This window comes from Microcoleus sp. S13C4 (assembly GCF_036700865.1).
Lineage (GTDB): Bacteria > Cyanobacteriota > Cyanobacteriia > Cyanobacteriales > Microcoleaceae > Microcoleus.
This window is the reverse complement of the sequence record NZ_JAUBPS010000018.1, coordinates 12,264-30,386: the sequence shown is the minus strand read 5'-3', so window position 1 is coordinate 30,386 and position 18,123 is coordinate 12,264. Positions and strand designations below refer to the sequence as shown.

Sequence of the window (18,123 nt, the reverse complement as noted above, 5' to 3'; positions counted from 1 at the left end):
TGACTGATGATTATTCAACCTCCTTAATGCTTGTTTTTCGTTCTAAAATCTCCTTAAGTACAAGAGTAATAACTCCTAAAAAACCTAGAATTACCGCCGCTGAAAATGCTGCTTGCGTCGCGTACTGCTTGTAAGCATCCTCTACAAACAAAGGCAAAGTTTGGGTTTTTTTAGCAATATTTCCTGATACCACAGAGACGGCTCCAAATTCTCCCATTGCTCTAGCATTGGTCAAAATTACTCCGTAAAGCAATCCCCAGCGAATACTGGGAAGCGTGACATTCCAGAAAATTTGCCAGTCATTTGCTCCCAAAGTTTTCGCCGCCTCTTCTTGATCTGTTCCCACTTCTTCCAAAACAGGAATTACTTCGCGGGCCACAAAAGGCAAGGTAACAAAAGCAGTAGCCAGCACCATTCCAGGGAAGGCAAAAATAACCTTGATATTGGCCGCCTCCAGCCACGGCCCGAACCAGCCCACCCGACCGTAAAGCAGTACAATCATTAAACCTGCAACTACGGGTGATATGGCAAACGGCACGTCTAAAATGCTGATTAATAGCGTGCGCCCCCGAAATTTATTGCGACCAATTACCCAGGCTGCACACAAACCGAAGACTGTATTTACAGGCACGACAATCAGAGAAATCACTAGGGTAAGTTGCGCTGCGTGCAGAAAATCTGGCGAGGTTAAGTTAGAAAAAAATGGCTCAAATCCTTTTCTGAAAGCTTGGTAAAAAACGTTGAGCATGGGGATGAATAAGACGAGAGCAAGATAGCCGCTCGCAATTCCGATTAAAGTGGGTTTTACCCAGGCTTTCTCCTGACTCCGACTAGAACCCGCAGGCGGAAATTTGTAATCAGCGGGTGAATTTATATTAGCCGTCATAGCGTCTTCTCCATGCTTGTAATAGATTAATTGCGAACAGCATTGCCAGGGAAATAGCTAACAATACAGTGCCGATAACTGTTGCTCCTGCATAGTCGTACTGTTCCAATCTTTGAAAAATTAATACTGGGGCGATTAAATCTTTGAAGGGTATGTTAGAAGCTACAATTACAGTAGAGCCATACTCGCCAACTGCTCGCGAAAACCCGAGGGCAACTCCGGTTAAAATAGACGGGAACAGCGGCGGTAAAACTACTCGCCAGAAGGTTTGAAATTGAGAAGCACCCAAGCACCAAGCTGCTTCTTCGATGTCTTTTTCCATCTCGTTTAAAACTGGCTGTACAGTCCGCACGATAAAGGGCAAGGAAATAAATATCATCGCTATTCCTACGCCCAAGCGAGTAAATGAGATCTTGATTCCCAAGGGTGCAAATAGCCCGCCGATCCAGCCGTTATCGCTGTAAACTGTGGCGAGAGTTAAACCGGCGACGGAGGTGGGCAGTGCAAAAGGTAAATCGACTGCTGCATCGACAACCCGTTTTAAGGGAAAGTCGTAGCGGACTAATACCCAGGCAATCAAGGTGCCGAATACTCCGTTAATTAATGCCGCAATTAATGCCGTAAAGAAGGTGACATCGTAGGCGGAAAGGGCGATCGGACTGGTGGCAATTGCCCAAAATTCGGCGGGGTTTGCTGTGCTGGCTTTCAGCAGCATTGCTGCAACTGGGAGCAATAGCATTAAGCTGAGGTAGCCTAGGGTGATTCCCCAAGGTAATGTGATTTTGCCGATCGCCCTTTTGATATTTTCGATGGGAGATTCAGGGTTGCTGGTTGGAGATGATACAGCCATAAGTGAATAGTTTGGATTTGCCAAGAATAGTGAATCTTTTAGATCCCCGACAACTTCGAGGAAGTCGGGGATCTGAGCATTCTGTTTTTTTACTGTTTAATTGAACCTTGGATTTTGTCAAAAACAGCTCCGTCATCAAAGAATTTCTGCTGAATATCTTTCCAGCCTCCTAAGTCTTGAGCTGTAAATAGGGTTTTGATGGGGGCATATTTTTTGACAAATTCTGGTTCCGCCGCTACTGTCGCATCTACGGGGCGGAAGCCTACTTTGGCAAATTCTCGCTGAGCTTCTGGGGTGTAGAGAAACTTGACAAATGCTTCGGCGACTTCGCGAGTACCGTGTTTATCAACGTTTTTATCGACGATGGCAATCGGATTGTCGATCGAAACATTAACTTCGGGAATAGTATAAGTGGGTTTTTCGCCTTTCTCACCTGCCAGAAGAATCTCGTTTTCGTAGTTAATTAAGGCGTCACCTTGACCTTGTTTGAAAAATACATCAGTGGCTTCGCGGGCATCTTTCGTTAGAATCGGGACGTTTTTGTAGACTTTGCTAGTAAAGTCTAATGCTTTGGTTTCGTCTCCTCCGGTTTTAACAACCGAGCCCCAAAGTGCGAGGAAATTCCAACGGGCAACGCCTGATGTTTTGGGATCGGCAGTAATCACTTTTACTCCGTCTTTGCTTAAATCTTCCCAGCTTTTGATGCCTTTGGGATTGCCTTCGCGGGTAACTATCGCTGCTACCGATTTGCTGACTATGCCTTCGTTGGGAACTTCTTTTTCCCACCCAGGTTGAATTAGTCCGGCTTTTTCGATTTTTGCGGTGTCGAGGGCGAGCGCTAGGTGTACGATGTCTGCTTCTAAACCGTCAATTACGGCCCGAGTTTGGGAACCGGAACCGCCGTAGCTTTGGTTAAAAGTAACGGTTTGACCCTTTTCTTTTTGCCATTGTTGTACGAATTTGGGAATTATGGCTTCGTGGGCGGCTTTGGTGACGGCGAAGGATACTAGGGTTAATTCTACGTTGCCTTTGTTGGCTGCTGAGCTAGCACCGCCTGGAGTAGCACCGCCTGGAGTGGCTACGGGGTTGTTGGTGCTTCCCTGGCCGCAGGATGCAACCGCCAGACTTAAAGTTATTCCCACTAAAAATAGCGACACAAATCTTTTGAGCGCCTTAAATGATTGGTTTGTGCCTGCGGGTGGCTGTTGCGGCCAGTGAAGGTGTTGAGTTAGGCGTTGCCACGGACTCATTATATTTGTTCCTCTAGAGAAAGTACGGTTATTGGGTCGGGATACCGTAATTATGGTTGTGAAGTACGATTATAGACAAGAGCGAGTGAAAAGGCAACAAAAAAAACGAATTGGGGGAACTCAGGGTCGATCGCATATCCTGATGTCTTTTCCCTCGGTGCTTTCGATCCAGATTTGGGGTAAAATGTAAAGTGTATAAATAAATATTATTATTGAGTTAAGGTGCTCAACTTGCGCGGCTGCACGATACGCCCTACGACTACCATCGGCCGATCGCTCAAATGTAATAGCCCTGCCAAGAGTCCCCGCCCCAGCGAGATATGCCTGACTCGCGCGATCGCCCTTAAGTAAGAAAAAGTTTTAACTGGTATGTCCTTACCCCGCCCCGTCTCAGACACCCTCATTGAACTGTTGAAGCCTGTAGCCTCTGAATTGGGAGAAAGATTGGGAGCAAGCGCTGTCAACGAACGCTATGCAGAAATTGAGCCGTCTGGTTCTTCAGCTTTGAACCAGCAAATCAAAAAAGACCCCCGCTGGATTAAAGCACAAATGAAATTTTTGCAGCGGCAGCAGGCGAGAGAACAAGAATTAATCGCGCTCGCCGACGCAGAAGAATGGGCAAAGGAAGAACGTGTTAATCGAATTAAGGCACAAGAATTGAGAGATAAGCGGGCAATTAGTCGGCTGTGCCGCGACTTAATGCGAGAGTTTCAATCAGAAGCAATTCGAGTTAAGCTGAGCGAAATTCAAACTATTTGGGACAGGGACAACTGGTTTTCCAATTTGAGCAGGCAGGAAACTGAACAGATTTTGCAGCAGCAGCAGCACCGATTGCTGCTGTTAGTTGCTCCCGCAAAAATTAGCGAAGATTGCCCGGATTCGTTTCGCCACAATCTAAATATTGAGCTGCCGGCTAAGTTAAGAGCTTTTTTGAACCAGCACTACCCCCAGCACGGAGATGTGTGTCCGGTTCAGTTTTACGGAGACTATTTCAAAAAATCGATTTCTGATATTGATGTGGAGCGGTTGCAGAGTGTTTTGTCTCCCGTACCTACAGCTATACTGTACAGCGATATCAGCGATTATGAAGTTAATTTTCATGTCGGTTTTTGGGGAGTCATAAATCAGAGCGTTTCTCTAGTGGCGATGCAGCCTTGGAATTGGGAAGAGGTTTATCACCAGTTGGAGGCGGAGGGAAAAGATCAAAAGCTGAGCCTGCGGATTATTCGGCAAATAATTGTGACGATTCACAAATTATTGGCGGCTTTTTTAGCGGATTTGTATTATTTAAATATCGATTTTACTCACGAACCTCAGCTATTTAAATTAGAGGCGGAATTTGCTCAGGAATGGTTTTCTAAAGATTGGGCCCTACCGTATATGGAAACTCTTAAAGAAATTCAAGAGCAGCAGCGAATAGTCTATAAAGGAGAGATGCGGCGGCTGGCGCTGCGAGAGGCGAAAGCTAAGGCGGAACGCCAACGTTTGGAGGAAGCTGAACTCAAACGCAGACAGGAAGTGGAGGCGGCATCTAAACGGGCAAAGGAATTAGCTCACAAATTAACACATCAGAAATGGCGGTGTGTATATACGCTGCCGGGACATTCATCGTTTGTGAATTCTCTGGCTATTAGTCCTGACGGCCAAATTCTGGCTAGCGGTAGTTGGGATAAAACTATTAAGATTTGGAATTTAGAAACAGCGGAATTAATGGGTACTCTGACGGGACATTCCGATCGCGTAAATTCGGTTGCTATTAGCTATGACGGAAAAATGTTGGTCAGTGGCAGTTCGGACGAAACTATTAAGTTTTGGAATTTGCACAACGGTGATTTGCTGTGTACTTTTCCGGGACATTCTATGGAGGTGAATTCGGTGGCGATTAACCCGAAGCGCCAGGTAATTGCTAGCTGCGGCGGGGCTGATAATACGATTAAGCTGTGGAATTTGCGGACTGGTGAGTTGCTGCGGACTTTGAGGGGTCATTCTGACAATGTGAATGCGGTGGTTTTTAGTCCGGACGGTCAAATATTAGCGAGTGGGAGTTCGGATGCGACGAGCAAGGTTTGGGATGTGGAAAGTGGCAAGTTGCTGCGGACTCTTTCGGGGTTGAATGTTGGGGTGAATTCTGTGGCGATCGCCCCAGACGGTCAGATTCTGGCTAGCGTCAGCAATGATTATACGATTAAGCTGCGGAATTTGCACACGGGCAGTTTGTTGCGGATTTTAAATACTAATTATGCGAGGGGAAAGGGTGTAACTAATTTAGGAACGAATGAGGCGCTGCATATTTTACAGAATTATGTGAGTCGGGGCGATTCGGTTGCTATCAGTGGGGACGGTTTGACTTTGGTTAGTGGCTGCGATGATAATACGATTAATATTTGGAATTTGCAGACGGGGGAGTTGTTGAGCGCTCTTAAGGGACATTCGGGTACGGTGTACTCGGTGGCGATCGCACCTTCGGGCAAGTTGCTCGCCAGCGGCAGTGCGGATCAGACGATTAAGATTTGGCGGTGCGATTAGTTAATTGGCAGTGGGCTGTGGGCGGACTATTCCGGTTTTACCCTTACGGGGAGGGGTTTTGAGCGAATTTGAAAAAAAAATGGCTGGGGGGGTTGCGCTAATGACTATAAGTTTGCTATATTAAGTTTCACTGCTGGTGTAACTCAGTTGGTAGAGTAGCTGATTTGTAATCAGCCTGTCGCAGGTTCAAATCCTGTCACCAGCTTTATTAGTATAATTTTGATAGATATAACTATCTACAAATCACAAGCTCTATGTTGACGATCGAGCAAATTGAAGCCGCTATCCTGGATCTACCACCAGATAAGTTTCATCAACTTGTGGAATGGTTTTTTGAGTTGGATTATCGGCGTTGGGACGTGCAGTTAGAACAAGATATTGCTGGCGGTAAGTTGGAAGATTTAGCCCAGGAGGCGATCGCAGATTTTGAGGCGGGGCGCTATCGGGAAATTTGATGCACTACACGACTCGTCGATTTTGGGAATGCTACAACGCTTTACCTGAAACCGTAAAGCTTTCAGGTAAAGCGTTGTTACGAATTACTCAAAGCCGATCCAACTCATCCATCGCTGCATTTCAAAAAAGTCGGCAAGTATTGGTCAGTCAGAGCCGGACAAGACTACCGAGCTTTGGGTATAGGGATTGAGCAGGGTATTTTGTGGTTTTGGATCGGCGCGCACGCAGAGTACGATCGGCTTATTGGCTAACAGTAACATCAATTTTACCTAACGCAGCGCAGGCTTTTTTCAACCATTCAATTGCTGCTGCATCAAGTACGGGTTCCAGTTTCTCGACTACCGAAGCGTGATAGTTGTTCAACCATGCTAATTGAGTCTTTGACAGCCGATCGACATTTATCAATTTGCGTTCAAACGGAATATACGTCAGCGATTCAAATCCGTACCAAACCGAACCGTTTTTTGATGGCATTTCCCTGACAACATAGAGATTTTCAATGCGAATTCCGCCCCATCCGGGTTCGTAATATCCCGGTTCGATGCTCGTTACCATTCCGGCTTCTAGGGGATACTGCACAGATTTGCTGATGCCGTTTGGCCCTTCGTGACCGGCTAAAAACGCGCCGACTCCGTGCCCGGTACCATGTCCGTAGTCGAGTTGTTCTTGCCATAATACCGCACGGGCGATCGCATCTAATTGCGCTCCCGTTGTTCCTTTGGGAAATTGCTGCATTGCACAGTTGATGTGCGCGATTAAGACTGTTGTGTAGTGTTCTATTTGTAGCGCCGTCGGTTCTCCGATACTTATTGTTCTCGTATCGTCGGTTGTACCTGCTAAATATTGCGCGCCTGAGTCAAGCAGCAGCAGTTCCCCCGGTTTTAACGTTATTTCTGGGCTAGGGGTTCCGTAATGTACGATCGAGCTATTGGCTCCCGCACCTGCGATCGTTCTAAAAGTTAAAGTCTGAAAATCTGTCTCTTGCTTGTAAAATCTTTCGATTGTTTCTTTGACATCAAACTCTGTCAATACCTTACCATTTTCTAGCTGTTCTGTCAACCACTTTAAAGTCAAAGTTTTCGCTCGACTTGCTTTGAAATTGGCTGATTTCATCTGCTCAATTTCTACGGGATTTTTGCGAGCTTTCATCCCTTCCACCGGATGTGTCTCAAAAACTATTTCGATATTGTATAACTGCGCTTTTTCCTGGTTTAATATTAACTGGTACGTGCCTGCTGTGCTGTGTTTCGGATCTAAAAGTACCCGAACTTTATTTGGCAAATTTACGCAAGTTTTTAAGGTATGCGGATAGTCTGCGTAGGGAAGCAAAGTTACATCCGCCCGCAATTCTTGCTTGATTTCTAGTGAAATTCGTTCGGTATTTGTAAACAAAAACGCTGAATCTGTGGTGACAATGGCATAGGATATGAAAATGGGAATGTGGGGAATATCCGAGCCTCGGAGGTTGAACAGCCACGCTATTTGATTGAGGTTGGTAATCGGAAGCACATCGATGTTGGCTTTTTGCATCGCTTCCCTGACTCTGGCTAATTTTTCGGCTGCGGTTTCTCCTGTCAGGGATACAGGTAAGCTAAATATGGGCTCTGCATCAATCGCGGGTAAAGTCTCTGCTGTTTTCCAAGAATTTTGCGATCGCACTTTGTCTGTCAAATTTTCCGGGATTGGTATGAGATCAATCTCCGCCGTCACAAATTTTTTCACCCAATTTTGATATTGCTCTGTCGCTACGGTAAACGGGTCAAAACCAAGGCGAATTTTAGTTGATTTTTGGGCTGATTCTACAGCCAGCTTTTCTAAAGTTTCAATTAAAGTTAAATTTCCTTCTAACCCGAGTTTCGATATTTGAATAATTCCAGTATCGACTTGCAATTCGGCTTGTTCGTAATAGCGGGAATCCACAAACAACCAAGCGGAATCTTTGCCAACCAACAAATCGCCGGCGGAACCCGTAAAACCGCACATCCAAGCCCGCCGCTGCTTGGCTGCTGGAACTGATAAATTTAAGTGTTCGTCAACCGCTGGGATGAAATAGCAATCTAAGTCGTAATCTGCCATCAAATCGCGCAAGTCTGCCAGTCTTGCAGCGGAGGTATCTTGAATCTTTGTATTTGCTTTCAAGTTAGTGGAAACCATTTTTAATTTTCCTATTTTACTTGTTTAAAATTGTCTTCAAACCTTTAACTAATCTCATAATACCTGCGGTGGCGGTTGCTTTTTCCAAAGCACCGTAAGCCACCCGCAAATAACAGCCACTATCCATGCCGAAGGTTGTACCGGGAAGCACTGCTACGTGATATTCACGAATTAATTGTTCGACTAATTCCATTGTATCGAGTTCAGTATCAACTTTCAAGAAAAAGTAGAATGCTCCGGCGGCAGGGGAAATCGTACACAAGTTTTGGATGGTATTGAGTTCGTCTAATACGAGTTGGCGCACAGATGCGATCGCCCTTACATAATTATCGCAGTAACCTCTACCAACTTGCAAGGCTCCCAGGGCTGCATACTGAGAAATTACGGGCGGACAAATTAAGATTGTATCTTGAATCTTTCTCACTGAAACCAGCAAGTGTTCTGGTATTACCATATACCCGATCCGCCAACTCGCAAAACCGTAGGCTTTGGAGAGGCTAAATAGAGAAATTGTATGTTCGCTGCTGTTGGGAAAAGCGGCGGGGGAACAGTGTTTTACGCCGTTATAAGTAAAATATTCGTAGGCTTCGTCGCTGATGTGATAGATGTTGTGCTGGCGGCAAATTTCGTTAACTTCTCGGAGTGCTTCAAAAGGATAAACGACGCCTGTTGGGTTGTTGGGTGAAACGGTGACGATGGCTCGCGTTTTGTCGGTAATTGCTTTTTTTATAGCATCGATATTAAGTTGATAGTTGGCGTCGGTTTCTACTATCACTGGTCGGCAATTTGCCATAATTGTCGCCATTTCGTGGTTGAAGTAATAAGGTGATTGGATAATAACTTCGTCTCCCGCTGAGGTGATGGCGAGAATGGCGTTGGTAAATCCCATATTGCTACCAGCGGTAACAACAATGCAGTTGTTGGTGTTAATTTCTATGTTGTTATCTGTTTGGAGTTTGGCTGCGATTGCATCTTGTAATTGTGGAATTCCTTCCACGGCTTTGTATTTGTGATTGTCGAGATTTGCGAAGAATTCGGGGATTTTTTCAAATGATTCTTGTGGCGGATTGTAGTAAACTACGCCTTGTCCTAAAGATATCGTGCCTGGATTTTGGCGAATCAGTTCGCCAACTACTGGAATTATGGGCGACTGTACCGATTGCATTCGAGTCGCGTGATTTTTCCTCATATATTATAAGTAATTGTAGGGCAGGTTTAGTGATAATGTACGTCCTTAAGCAAGTTTACTATTTCACGCACGCCCCTCTCCGCTTCAGGATCTATGTACTTCTATTTTAGAACCTTGGGGCGACTTAAACACTTTAACTTGTGCGGGCAATCTTTCGCCCAATTCTCGAACGTGGGTAATCACTCCAATCAGCCTGTCTCGCTGCCGCAAAGATTCTAAAATTTGAGTAACGCTTTCGAGAGTTTCGGTATCTAAAGTGCCAAATCCTTCATCGAGAAACAAGCTGCCCAAGTGAGATCCTTGAGACAGCTTTTCTGACAAAGCTAAAGCCATTGATAAGGAAGTGGCAAAGGTTTCGCCACCGGAAAGGGTTCGCACTCGTCTAGCTTCGCCACCGTTCCAATTATCTGCTACCCAATATTCGCCGTCTTGGTTTATTAGTTTGTAGCGATTTTCGGTTAATTCTTGCAAAATTAAGGTGGCGCTGCCGACTAATTCTGCTTCTAAATGTTCTAAAATGTAGGATTGAAATTCGTTGGATTTGAGATTCTGCGCTAAGGTGTGATAAGTTTGCTCTTGTTCGGTAAAATTTGTGATTTGCTGTGACAGTCTTTCGGCTTGTTCGAGATTTTGGGCTGCTACTTGAATCCAAGCTAAAAGTTCGGCGCGGTTGTTGTTGGCTTGGTTGAGGTTTTCGTGGGCGGTATGTTTTGCCGATCGCACTTGTGCTAAAGTATTTTCATCGGTACTTCTGCCTGCGATCGCCTCGCTCAAATCTTTGGCCCGCGTCTCTAACTGAATTTTTGATTCGCGGTGAGAGCGAATAGCATTTTCCCATTGCGCTTGTTCTTTAACTGTCGCAACCGCTGCTAAAAATGTCTCTTCTGTGAAATCAGCCGCTGTTAATTTTACTGACCAATCCAGGTTTAGCTGCTGTTTTTGGGCTTGGGCTTGTCCAAAAACTTCTCCAGCTTGTTGCTCTCTCTCTGCTGCTTGAATAATCTTATTTTGAGCAGTTTGATAGGATGTTTCGGCAACTTTCAGCAGATTTGCCAAGTCTTGCTTGTCTTGTTCTAAGACTTTTGCTAAATTAGCATAAGGTTGATATTCGGTAATTTGATAAAGCGCATTTACACAACTTTGCAACTGCTGCTGGCGGCGGTCTGATTCGGCGATCGCATCTTCATATTCCTGCTGTTTAGCTGCTTGAGTCGCCACAGCAAAATTAAATTTTTGTTGAAAATTATCATATTCCAATGATGCGAGTTGGAACTGCTGTTCGGTTTGGCGGTATTGGCGATCCCTCTCTTTAAGGATTGCCAACTCCTGTTGCAACCCCAAGCTTTCCCAATGATGAGTCTCCAGAACTTGAGTGATTTCCTGCTGCAATTCGGCAACTTTATTCGCGGTTAATTCCAACATTTGAGCAATTTCCGACTCTTTTTGCAGGCAGGCTGAAACTGCACTTTTTCCCTCAGCCGCCAACCTTTGAGCATCTTGAAAAACCTGATTTGCTGTCGCCAATTTCCGCCGCAAACCAGCGACATCGACAATATTAGAATTGGGCAAAGGAGGGAGCAGATCGCTCTCAGGATGCACCCCCCCACACACTGGGCAAGTATCGCCAGAATTCAGCGACATTCTGACAGCAGCCACACTCTCTAAACGTGCCGCTTCCGCATTAGCGGTTTGGGCCGCTTCTAACTCGCGATCGCACTCTTTTAGTCGAATTTCGGCTGCTTCTAAATTAGTGGCAACCTCCAAATAATTCTGTTGAGCCCTTTCCTTCTCTGCCAGAGATTTATCCAACTGTTCTTGCTGAGTCTTTTGCTGCTTGGTAATTAGCTGAATTTCCATCAATAAGGGTGAAATTTGCTGCAATTGCTCTAAACGCTTTCCTCCCAGCGCATACTGTTCGAGCTGTGCCGCTGCTTGAGTAACTCGAAAACCCGCACCTTGAATTTTAGTGTTAGCAGCTTGCAGGTCTTTATCTGCTGCCATAAAAAAGCGGAGTTTTTCCTGTTGAATTTTTTGGGCAAGCGCAACTTCTTTTTCTAATTGAGCGCGCTGTTCTTCATATACTTTAGCAGCAGCTAGAGCATCTTCCCGAGCCTTAATTTGTGGCGCTAGCACCTCTTCTTTCGCTTTTGCCGCGTCAAGTTGCTGCTGCTCTACTGCTAGCTCAGAGCGAGCTTTTATTAACTGCTTTCGCGCTGCCACCGAGGCACTTTCGGCAGTTTCATACTGACTGCGAGCCGATCGCACTAAAGCCCAATCTCCCTGTAAATGATTGGCAGCTTGCGCTCTTTCTAAACGCTGTGCTAAAATTGTAACCTCGGCGGAATTAGCATTTAATTTAGCCAGTTCTTGTTCCAGCTCTTGCCAGCGAGCGATTTGCGAAAATAGCTGTTCCTCTTCATCTAGATCCTTCTGAGCTTTCATCACAGCGCGATCGAACTCAGGCAACTGCTGCTCTAAAATCAAAAGTTGCGATCGTCTTTGATCCACCTCATCCGCCGTCGGCGCACTCAAATCGGCTAGCTGCCTTTCCACCATTTCCCGTTCCTGTTTCAGCAACTTTGCGAGTTCATTTGTTTCCTTCCGCATCTGCTCAAAAATCTCAAATCCCGCTAGCTGCCGCAAAATTTCCCGGCGTTTTGAAGTATCCCCTTTAATAAACTCATCAAACTTGCCTTGAGGCAGAACAATTGCTCGTGTAAAAGTATCAAAGTCCATTCCTAAAATCTGTTCAATGGTATTTTGAACAGCAACGATACTCGTCCCCAAAGTTTCCCATTGACCATTTTGCAAGTTATCCAAAATCACCTTATTTTCGGGATTTTTCGGACGGAAACGCCACCTTCGCGTCACCCGATACTGTGCCGAACCCACAGAAAAACGCAACTGCACTTTTAAATTTTCGCTACCTTGACTCGCCAAATCACTTACTTGTTTGCCGCTGCGAGTTGTCGTGCCAAAAAGAGCGTAAGTCATGGCATCTAGGAGTGAAGATTTTCCCGCACCTGTAGCACCAGTAATTGCAAACAAATCGAGTTGAGAAAAATCTAAACGCTGTTCCTGGCGGAAGCTGGTAAATCCTTCAAGAATAAGTTCGAGTGGACGCATACTGATTTTAGATTTGGGATTTGGGGTTTTAGATTGTTATATTCAGGTCTACTGTCTTCCTTCTACAGTCTTCCCGATCCCCCCTAACCCCCCTTAACAAGGGGGGGACAAGAGTATTATCAAAGTCCCCCTTCTTAAGGGGGATTTAGGGGGATCTAGACTCGACTACAAGCGACATTGAGCGTGGGTTTCAGTCTTAAAACTATTTGAAATTTGAGATTTTGGATTTTGGATTGTATTTTTTTACCCATTTAATTGCTAACTGTTTCCTTAAACTTCTTGTACAAGTTTTGAAATTCCTCCAATACTGCCGGTTTCGGTGTCGTTCCCAAGCGGTTTTGATAATAGTTGCAAAACTCTGCTGCCGGATCGAAATTATTGGGATCGATATTAGTTATTTCTGTTGGTTCTAGGGCTGCATCTGGATAGCGCGGTTCAATTAACAGCGCTTGAGAACAGATTTGGCGCACTCGATCGGCAAGTCCGATTTGCGGACTTTCCAGTTCGACAATTACTTTCAAGAAACCCGGATGATACTGATGAGCTTGTAAAGTTTCCTCAAGATTGTCGTTATGACATTTAAGCACTTTTAATGGCTTGTGGCAAGCCACAGGCTTAAATTCCACCTTGGCCTGACTTCCCGGCTCAACTTCTATCAAGCAAAATCCTTTTTCTTGTTCCGCTTCTCCAAAATCTAACTGAATCAAAGAACCCGAATAATAAGCCGGAGAAGTCTCAGAAACCCGCTGGTGAATGTGGATGTGTCCGAGGGCGACATACTGAGCTTCTGGGGGCAGAGTTTGCGAGGACAGCAGGTATTTTTCTCGCGTGTAATAAGCGACTTCGGATTTTGCCAAACGAGCGCCGTCAATGCTCATGTGTGCCATGAGAAGATTGACAGTATTGTCTCTAAAATCCCTGGTTAAATCTTCGATTAAATATGCTACAATTTCGCGGTAATCTTTTCGGCGATCGGCATCGCCAGACTGCCACAGAGAATTAGCATCTAACAGTCTTTGTTCGGAAGCAAAAGGCATCGCTCCCACACAAAGTTTACCGCTTTTTGTATTAAGAGTAATTGTGCCGCCGTCTGCCGAAAGCCTGGGTTTGCCTAAAGCGCGAACACCGGCGAGGGAAAGCAATTGCGCGATGCTGTCGATGCGGGATGCCGAATCGTGATTACCCGCGATCGCAATTGCGGGAATTCCTGCCGCTTGGAGTTCGCAGAAAAAGTTATAAGCAATGCGTTCGGCGTAAGCGGGAGGGTTGGGCACGTCGAAAATGTCGCCGGCGACGAGCACAGCATCAACATCCAAGGCTTTTGCTTGCTTCAAAATCTGTTCCAGGGCGATCGCAATTTCAAAAGTGCGATCGATTCCTCTAAAACGTCGCCCTAAATGCCAGTCAGCAGTATGAATTATTCGCATAGTACGAGGGGTATTTTGTTTATTTTCAGAGAAATCTGTAACTTTTTAATCTTCCTCATTTTCTTGAATTGCTGTTTCAATCTCATCAGGATATGCCTCAGAATAAGTAAAAGCATTCACCAAATCTGCTGCACAGATATCGGGATGACCTTCTAAAATATGAGCATCGGTGGCATCTTGACGGCGATAGCTTATTAACAACCAAACAGGAATCCGCGTTTTTCGGATACAGGCGGCACCACCCATGACACCGGGAGTCTTTTGAATTCCCTACCCAAGGTATTCTATCATTTCTACTCACTCCGAAGGACGGTTAACTCGAATCAGTAAACTTCTCACTGATTCTCGATTAGCAATAGCTTCATTAATGCGTAAAGCCAACAAATCCCTATTTTAATCATCTTTACAAACAATGATACCAGCATGGTCTTGTTCTAATGTATGCAGCCTGATAAAATGACGGCGATTGAGCGTTAAAATAGCGCGGTCAATACTCACTGCAAAAGCTAACACTTCTTCAGCAGGAATTTTTTGATTAGCATTTCCTGCTTGCTGTACGGTAAGGATACCGTGACCTAAAGTCTTCAGCAATTCCACAACCCGCCTCGGAAATTGTTCATCTGCATAGAAACGCGCCACTTTTCAATCTTCCTCATTTTCTTGAATTGCTGTTTCAATCTCATCAGGATATGCCTCAGCATAAACCCAAGCATTCGCCAAATCAGCGGCACGCAGAGTCGGATAGTCTTCTAGGAGTTCAGCTTCAGAAATACCTAAACGGCGAGCATTCACCAGCACCCAAATAGGAATTCGCGTTTGTCTGATGCAAGCATCGCCGCCGCACACGCCGGGAGTCTTGTGAATTCCCGACCAAAATTTTCTTAAACTTTGGGCTAGTAATTCTATAGCTTGAGCCTTTTCTTCGGGAGTTAAAGCCAAGAGTTGCGGTTGCAACTCTTTCAGTGTCGTATTTGTAGTTATTGAGTTCATAAATATTAATTTTTTTTGACCATACAGGTATTCTAGCACTGGCTAAATCAAAACTTTCATTCCACAGGCTTCACATCGTGAAACTGAGTATAATCAACCACCCGCCCTCCCGTCGCCGATTTCAAAAGAATATCTACAAACCGCATATTCCACATAATTTCAGAGGCTACAAAAGAATGTCGCGCGTGAATTGTTTGCGAAACAGTTTCGTCAATTCCCGTTAGCGTAATTACAATTTCTGCTTGGCACTCTATCAAATCTTTGGCAGTAACTTTGTACAAAGGACTGCTCTCGTCAATTGCGTGCATAACCGTCCAAGTTAATGCAAAAATCGGAGAGTGACTTCGCACCAATTGCAAATCGTAAAAACGTCGCATATATTCTCCTTCCGCTGTTACCTCATCGCGGATCAAAGTAGCTCGCTGCTGCGCTTCTAAAATTTGGTTGAATCGCTGATTTCCCGTGCGGTACATGAGAGTCGGAACGCCATTGAAAGGAGCGATTACAGCTACGCGGCTGAAGATAACTCTCGCTGTTGGTCGAGAAAATCTCGAAAAAGCCAGTCCCGTAATCATCGCGACTCCCCACAAACCAAAAAGCGCCTGGATCGCGACTATAGTATTAGCGTAATCCGTGCGCGGATACATGGCGCCGTAGCCGATTGTCGCCATTGTTTGCACGCTGAAATAAAAGGCATCTTTGAAAGAACCAGGCCGTGCATTAGCAATGCAATCTCCTCCCGCCAAGTAAGCTAAGGCAAATAAAGAATTCGTGATTACATACGAGAGACAAATAAGCATGAAAAATTGAGGCCAAGAAAGAGCTAACAGCCTGTGGTAGAGGTCGGCAAAATGCAGGCGAGGTACTCCCAACTTGACAATATTTAAGCTCAATTGTCCTTTTCGACTAACTAAACGAGCCTGTGGCTGGCGGTTGCGGTTGATTTTCATTGCGATTTGTAACTGCGGCTGTTTCAATTTGTAACTATTGCTTTGAGCGGGAAAACTTATCCTTTAGACTGATGTCTGATTCCAAAAATTCAGATAAAACGGGAGTTTAGAAATGGTTGAGCTTAACTGGCATGACTATCTCGTTATGGTTTCTTTTGTGGCTTCTATTGCGGGTCTAGTCCTGCTGGGTGATAGTCGCAACTCGCAGCCAACGGACGATTCCCTACGGGATAGCTTCGCTTCACGCAATTTGAGCGAAGAAATCCTAATCAAGATGAGCTTTACTTACTGGATAGTGTACTGCATCTCTTTTTTCGGGCTGAAACTTCACCTACCAGAGGATAGCTGGTTATTGCTCAGTTTGAAGCTGACTACTGTTCTTTCTTACTTGTTGACTGCTTCTAGCATACTCAGCCTGCCGCTGCAACGCATGGCTGTCCGACGAGTTGAAGATTAAAAAAAAGTGTTTGTAGTGGGGACTTCAGTTCTTTCGATCGCGGTGAAAAAAAACTAAAGTCCTGACTGCAAAGCTATTTGAGTTATATTACCGGGCAATAAGCTCACAGTTAACTGCGAGCTTGTTTAATTGTTTCTTATGTGATGGATGCAGGCTAACGCGCCCAAAATGGCTACGATCGATCGCACTCGTACTTGAAATGGCCATTCTGTTCCTGCCTTCCTTTGGCTGCGGAAATCTCAATAAGTATCCGTTGGCGAAGCGGGCGGGTTAGCACATAGCATGAGGTGGAGTTAGTGAGCCGCCTACACTGTATGCGATAGCAAAGCGTGTAGGGGTATGTCACGAAATCGGTTGCTCAGGATTTAAAGCCTTTAGAGCTTTTCTTTTTCTCCTGCGGTTTGGACTTTGACTTATTAACTTCGCCTAAAGCTTCCTGAAATAAGTTGTGCAGGTGCAGGGGAACGCTGGCAATTTCCGGGAGTTCGGGTTCTAAGGGTTTTTTAAACTCTTGCAGCAAGGCATCTAAATCGCGATCGAGCTGAAAATTAGTCCGCTGCAATACAGTTTGCAAAATTTGTTCTAATTTCGCTGGATTAACTTTAGCTAACCGTTGCCAAATCCAGGCATTAATTACAGTATCTTCTAGATAGTTACGTACCAGCTTCTCGTAACCAGGAACGGTTGAAAAGTCTTCGGCTGCTAGCAATGCAGTAAATTGATCGTAAGTAGACAAAAAGGTTTGTCCCCAGCGAGGATGAGAAAGTGCTGTCACCTGTTCGGCTTTCTTGAAGCGATCGGGCAATTCGACTTTCGGCATTACCATTTTTGAGTGAGGATCGCTATCGCTCGCGACCTCAACGGAAGAAAGCTCAGCACCGGCTGCTGCTATAGCTGCTGCTTTAATTTCTTCTGCATCGACTCCCGCATCTTCAACGATATCCGCGAGAGATTTACTTTCATCAATGCCGATATCAGCTAGGCGTTTTTTAGTGATTACTTCCTGAAATTCAGCCAACTGTTTATTCAGGTGATATCCCGATAGCGTCACTTCATCACTGCCAAAAAATTCAATAAAATCTTCGTGGTACTGTTCTACCGACTCCCAAGCTTGCTCTAACAATTCCGGGGCATCGCTGTACAGGTTCTTTTTGTGATTTTGCTTGAAATTGCCGATCGCCACCGCCAACTTCGGCTTGCCCAATTTCCCCATCGCTATGGGAGGGCCCGAGAGTATCCACCAGTCATCAGTGAGAGGAGCAATCCGGGCTCGCAAGATTTCTCCTAACTTAAAGCGAGACATTTCTTGCAGGAAATTAGCGCTGTTTGGCTTGACAACGTAGTGCTTAGCCGTCAGCCAGTTCATCAGTTCAAACCTGTCGGGGGAAAGTTGAGTGATTTCAAATAAGCCGGTGAAGCTTCTGTGCTGCCAACTTTCTAGCAAGCTGCGATCGCTCTCGGTTAAATCCGGCTGACTTTCGACAAAAAAGTCGATCGGCGTTTTGTCTCCAACTTGGCCTTCGACTGTAAAACTGTCAATCACTTGATTTTGCTGAGCAATATCATAGCGCTCGCCGGTTGATCGAGCTGCTGCAAAAGCTTCCAAAGCTACCGCCAACTCTCCCTCAGCATCCAGCACAAAGTCAATTAAATTTTGCTTGAGTGTCCAAGCTGTTTCCAACATTTCATTCACAATTTATACCAATTTTGAATCAGAGGATTTAGATTAACAATTATCGGATTTGAGGCCACGAACGCTTTCACGCTGCGGCTGCGATTGCTAATGTGCATCGCGAACAATGACAAAAATATGCGATCGATGCCTCAGTCCTGAATTAGTTTAATTTTAAGGCTAATAGTCA

15 protein-coding genes and 1 tRNA gene are annotated in these 18,123 nt (G+C 45.2%); 4 read left to right on the top strand and 12 right to left on the bottom strand.

The genetic code is table 11. The features are described from left to right. Positions 1–10: 10 nt before the first annotated feature. The 3 genes from cysW to QT996_RS10125 all read right to left on the bottom strand — a co-directional run bounded on the left by cysW (position 11) and on the right by QT996_RS10125 (position 2,986). Positions 11–886 carry a sulfate ABC transporter permease subunit CysW gene (cysW, locus tag QT996_RS10135; protein WP_333046293.1) on the bottom strand — a complete coding sequence of 292 codons (876 nt, stop codon included), beginning with the start codon at positions 884–886 and terminating at the stop codon, positions 11–13. Then, positions 876–1,736: a sulfate ABC transporter permease subunit CysT gene (gene cysT, locus QT996_RS10130; protein WP_333046292.1), complete on the bottom strand. Its 861-nt coding sequence runs from the start codon at positions 1,734–1,736 to the stop codon at positions 876–878. Before cysT ends, cysW begins: the two co-directional genes overlap by 11 nt. A gap of 89 nt (positions 1,737–1,825) precedes the next feature. After that, on the bottom strand, positions 1,826–2,986 hold the full coding sequence (locus tag QT996_RS10125; protein WP_333046291.1) for a sulfate ABC transporter substrate-binding protein: 1,161 nt from the start codon (positions 2,984–2,986) through the stop codon (positions 1,826–1,828). Between the two features lie 369 nt (positions 2,987–3,355). On the opposite strand from QT996_RS10125, the gene QT996_RS10120 reads away from it, so the two are divergent. The 3 genes from QT996_RS10120 to QT996_RS10110 all read left to right on the top strand — a co-directional run bounded on the left by QT996_RS10120 (position 3,356) and on the right by QT996_RS10110 (position 5,967). Continuing rightward, the gene (locus QT996_RS10120) at positions 3,356–5,512 is read left to right on the top strand and encodes a WD40 domain-containing protein (RefSeq protein WP_333046290.1); all 2,157 of its coding nucleotides are present in this window, start codon (positions 3,356–3,358) and stop codon (positions 5,510–5,512) included. Between the two features lie 132 nt (positions 5,513–5,644). After that, positions 5,645–5,717: transfer RNA gene (locus QT996_RS10115), tRNA-Thr, on the top strand. A gap of 49 nt (positions 5,718–5,766) precedes the next feature. Continuing rightward, complete coding sequence (locus QT996_RS10110; RefSeq protein WP_333046289.1) at positions 5,767–5,967, top strand: hypothetical protein; 201 nt, start codon at positions 5,767–5,769, stop codon at positions 5,965–5,967. Between the two features lie 241 nt (positions 5,968–6,208). Here the strand turns inward: QT996_RS10110 and QT996_RS10100 are convergent, their stop codons facing one another. From QT996_RS10100 to QT996_RS10065, 8 genes are all read right to left on the bottom strand, one after another. Next, positions 6,209–8,122, bottom strand: a complete 1,914-nt coding sequence (locus QT996_RS10100; protein WP_333046288.1) for an aminopeptidase P family protein — start codon at positions 8,120–8,122, stop codon at positions 6,209–6,211. A 16-nt stretch (positions 8,123–8,138) separates the two neighbouring features. Continuing rightward, the gene (locus QT996_RS10095) at positions 8,139–9,311 is read right to left on the bottom strand and encodes a pyridoxal phosphate-dependent aminotransferase (RefSeq protein ID WP_333046286.1); all 1,173 of its coding nucleotides are present in this window, start codon (positions 9,309–9,311) and stop codon (positions 8,139–8,141) included. Positions 9,312–9,395: 84 nt separating this feature from the next. Further along, positions 9,396–12,437, bottom strand: coding sequence for an SMC family ATPase (locus QT996_RS10090; protein ID WP_333046285.1), 3,042 nt, complete (start codon positions 12,435–12,437; stop codon positions 9,396–9,398). Between the two features lie 251 nt (positions 12,438–12,688). Further along, positions 12,689–13,864, bottom strand: coding sequence for an exonuclease SbcCD subunit D (locus tag QT996_RS10085; RefSeq protein WP_333046284.1), 1,176 nt, complete (start codon positions 13,862–13,864; stop codon positions 12,689–12,691). A gap of 45 nt (positions 13,865–13,909) precedes the next feature. Continuing rightward, on the bottom strand, positions 13,910–14,131 hold the full coding sequence (locus QT996_RS10080) for a DUF433 domain-containing protein (protein ID WP_445304559.1): 222 nt from the start codon (positions 14,129–14,131) through the stop codon (positions 13,910–13,912). 126 nt (positions 14,132–14,257) lie between these two features. Then, positions 14,258–14,503, bottom strand: a complete 246-nt coding sequence (locus QT996_RS10075) for a DUF5615 family PIN-like protein (RefSeq protein WP_333046283.1) — start codon at positions 14,501–14,503, stop codon at positions 14,258–14,260. A 3-nt stretch (positions 14,504–14,506) separates the two neighbouring features. Beyond that, positions 14,507–14,854 carry a DUF433 domain-containing protein gene (locus QT996_RS10070; protein ID WP_333046281.1) on the bottom strand — a complete coding sequence of 116 codons (348 nt, stop codon included), beginning with the start codon at positions 14,852–14,854 and terminating at the stop codon, positions 14,507–14,509. A 56-nt stretch (positions 14,855–14,910) separates the two neighbouring features. Then, entirely contained in the window at positions 14,911–15,804 is an 894-nt protein-coding gene (locus tag QT996_RS10065; protein ID WP_333046280.1) for an ion channel, read from the bottom strand. Between the two features lie 112 nt (positions 15,805–15,916). Between QT996_RS10065 and QT996_RS10060 the strand changes: the two genes are divergently transcribed. After that, positions 15,917–16,261, top strand: coding sequence for a hypothetical protein (locus QT996_RS10060; protein WP_333046278.1), 345 nt, complete (start codon positions 15,917–15,919; stop codon positions 16,259–16,261). Positions 16,262–16,619: 358 nt separating this feature from the next. Here the strand turns inward: QT996_RS10060 and QT996_RS10055 are convergent, their stop codons facing one another. After that, positions 16,620–17,945, bottom strand: a complete 1,326-nt coding sequence (locus QT996_RS10055; protein WP_333046385.1) for a hypothetical protein — start codon at positions 17,943–17,945, stop codon at positions 16,620–16,622. Between the last annotated feature and the right edge of the window lie 178 nt (positions 17,946–18,123).

Coding starts and splice junctions, on each gene's coding strand:
- cysT (WP_333046292.1), bottom strand. CDS start 1,736: ATGGCTGTATCATCTCCAACCAGCAACCCTGAATCTCCCATCGAAAAT.
- QT996_RS10125 (WP_333046291.1), bottom strand. CDS start 2,986: ATGAGTCCGTGGCAACGCCTAACTCAACACCTTCACTGGCCGCAACAG.
- QT996_RS10095 (WP_333046286.1), bottom strand. CDS start 9,311: ATGAGGAAAAATCACGCGACTCGAATGCAATCGGTACAGTCGCCCATA.
- QT996_RS10070 (WP_333046281.1), bottom strand. CDS start 14,854: ATGAACTCAATAACTACAAATACGACACTGAAAGAGTTGCAACCGCAA.
- QT996_RS10120 (WP_333046290.1), top strand. CDS start 3,356: ATGTCCTTACCCCGCCCCGTCTCAGACACCCTCATTGAACTGTTGAAG.
- QT996_RS10060 (WP_333046278.1), top strand. CDS start 15,917: ATGGTTGAGCTTAACTGGCATGACTATCTCGTTATGGTTTCTTTTGTG.
- QT996_RS10110 (WP_333046289.1), top strand. CDS start 5,767: ATGTTGACGATCGAGCAAATTGAAGCCGCTATCCTGGATCTACCACCA.
- cysW (WP_333046293.1), bottom strand. CDS start 886: ATGACGGCTAATATAAATTCACCCGCTGATTACAAATTTCCGCCTGCG.
- QT996_RS10100 (WP_333046288.1), bottom strand. CDS start 8,122: ATGGTTTCCACTAACTTGAAAGCAAATACAAAGATTCAAGATACCTCC.
- QT996_RS10085 (WP_333046284.1), bottom strand. CDS start 13,864: ATGCGAATAATTCATACTGCTGACTGGCATTTAGGGCGACGTTTTAGA.
- QT996_RS10065 (WP_333046280.1), bottom strand. CDS start 15,804: ATGAAAATCAACCGCAACCGCCAGCCACAGGCTCGTTTAGTTAGTCGA.
- QT996_RS10055 (WP_333046385.1), bottom strand. CDS start 17,945: ATGTTGGAAACAGCTTGGACACTCAAGCAAAATTTAATTGACTTTGTG.
- QT996_RS10090 (WP_333046285.1), bottom strand. CDS start 12,437: ATGCGTCCACTCGAACTTATTCTTGAAGGATTTACCAGCTTCCGCCAG.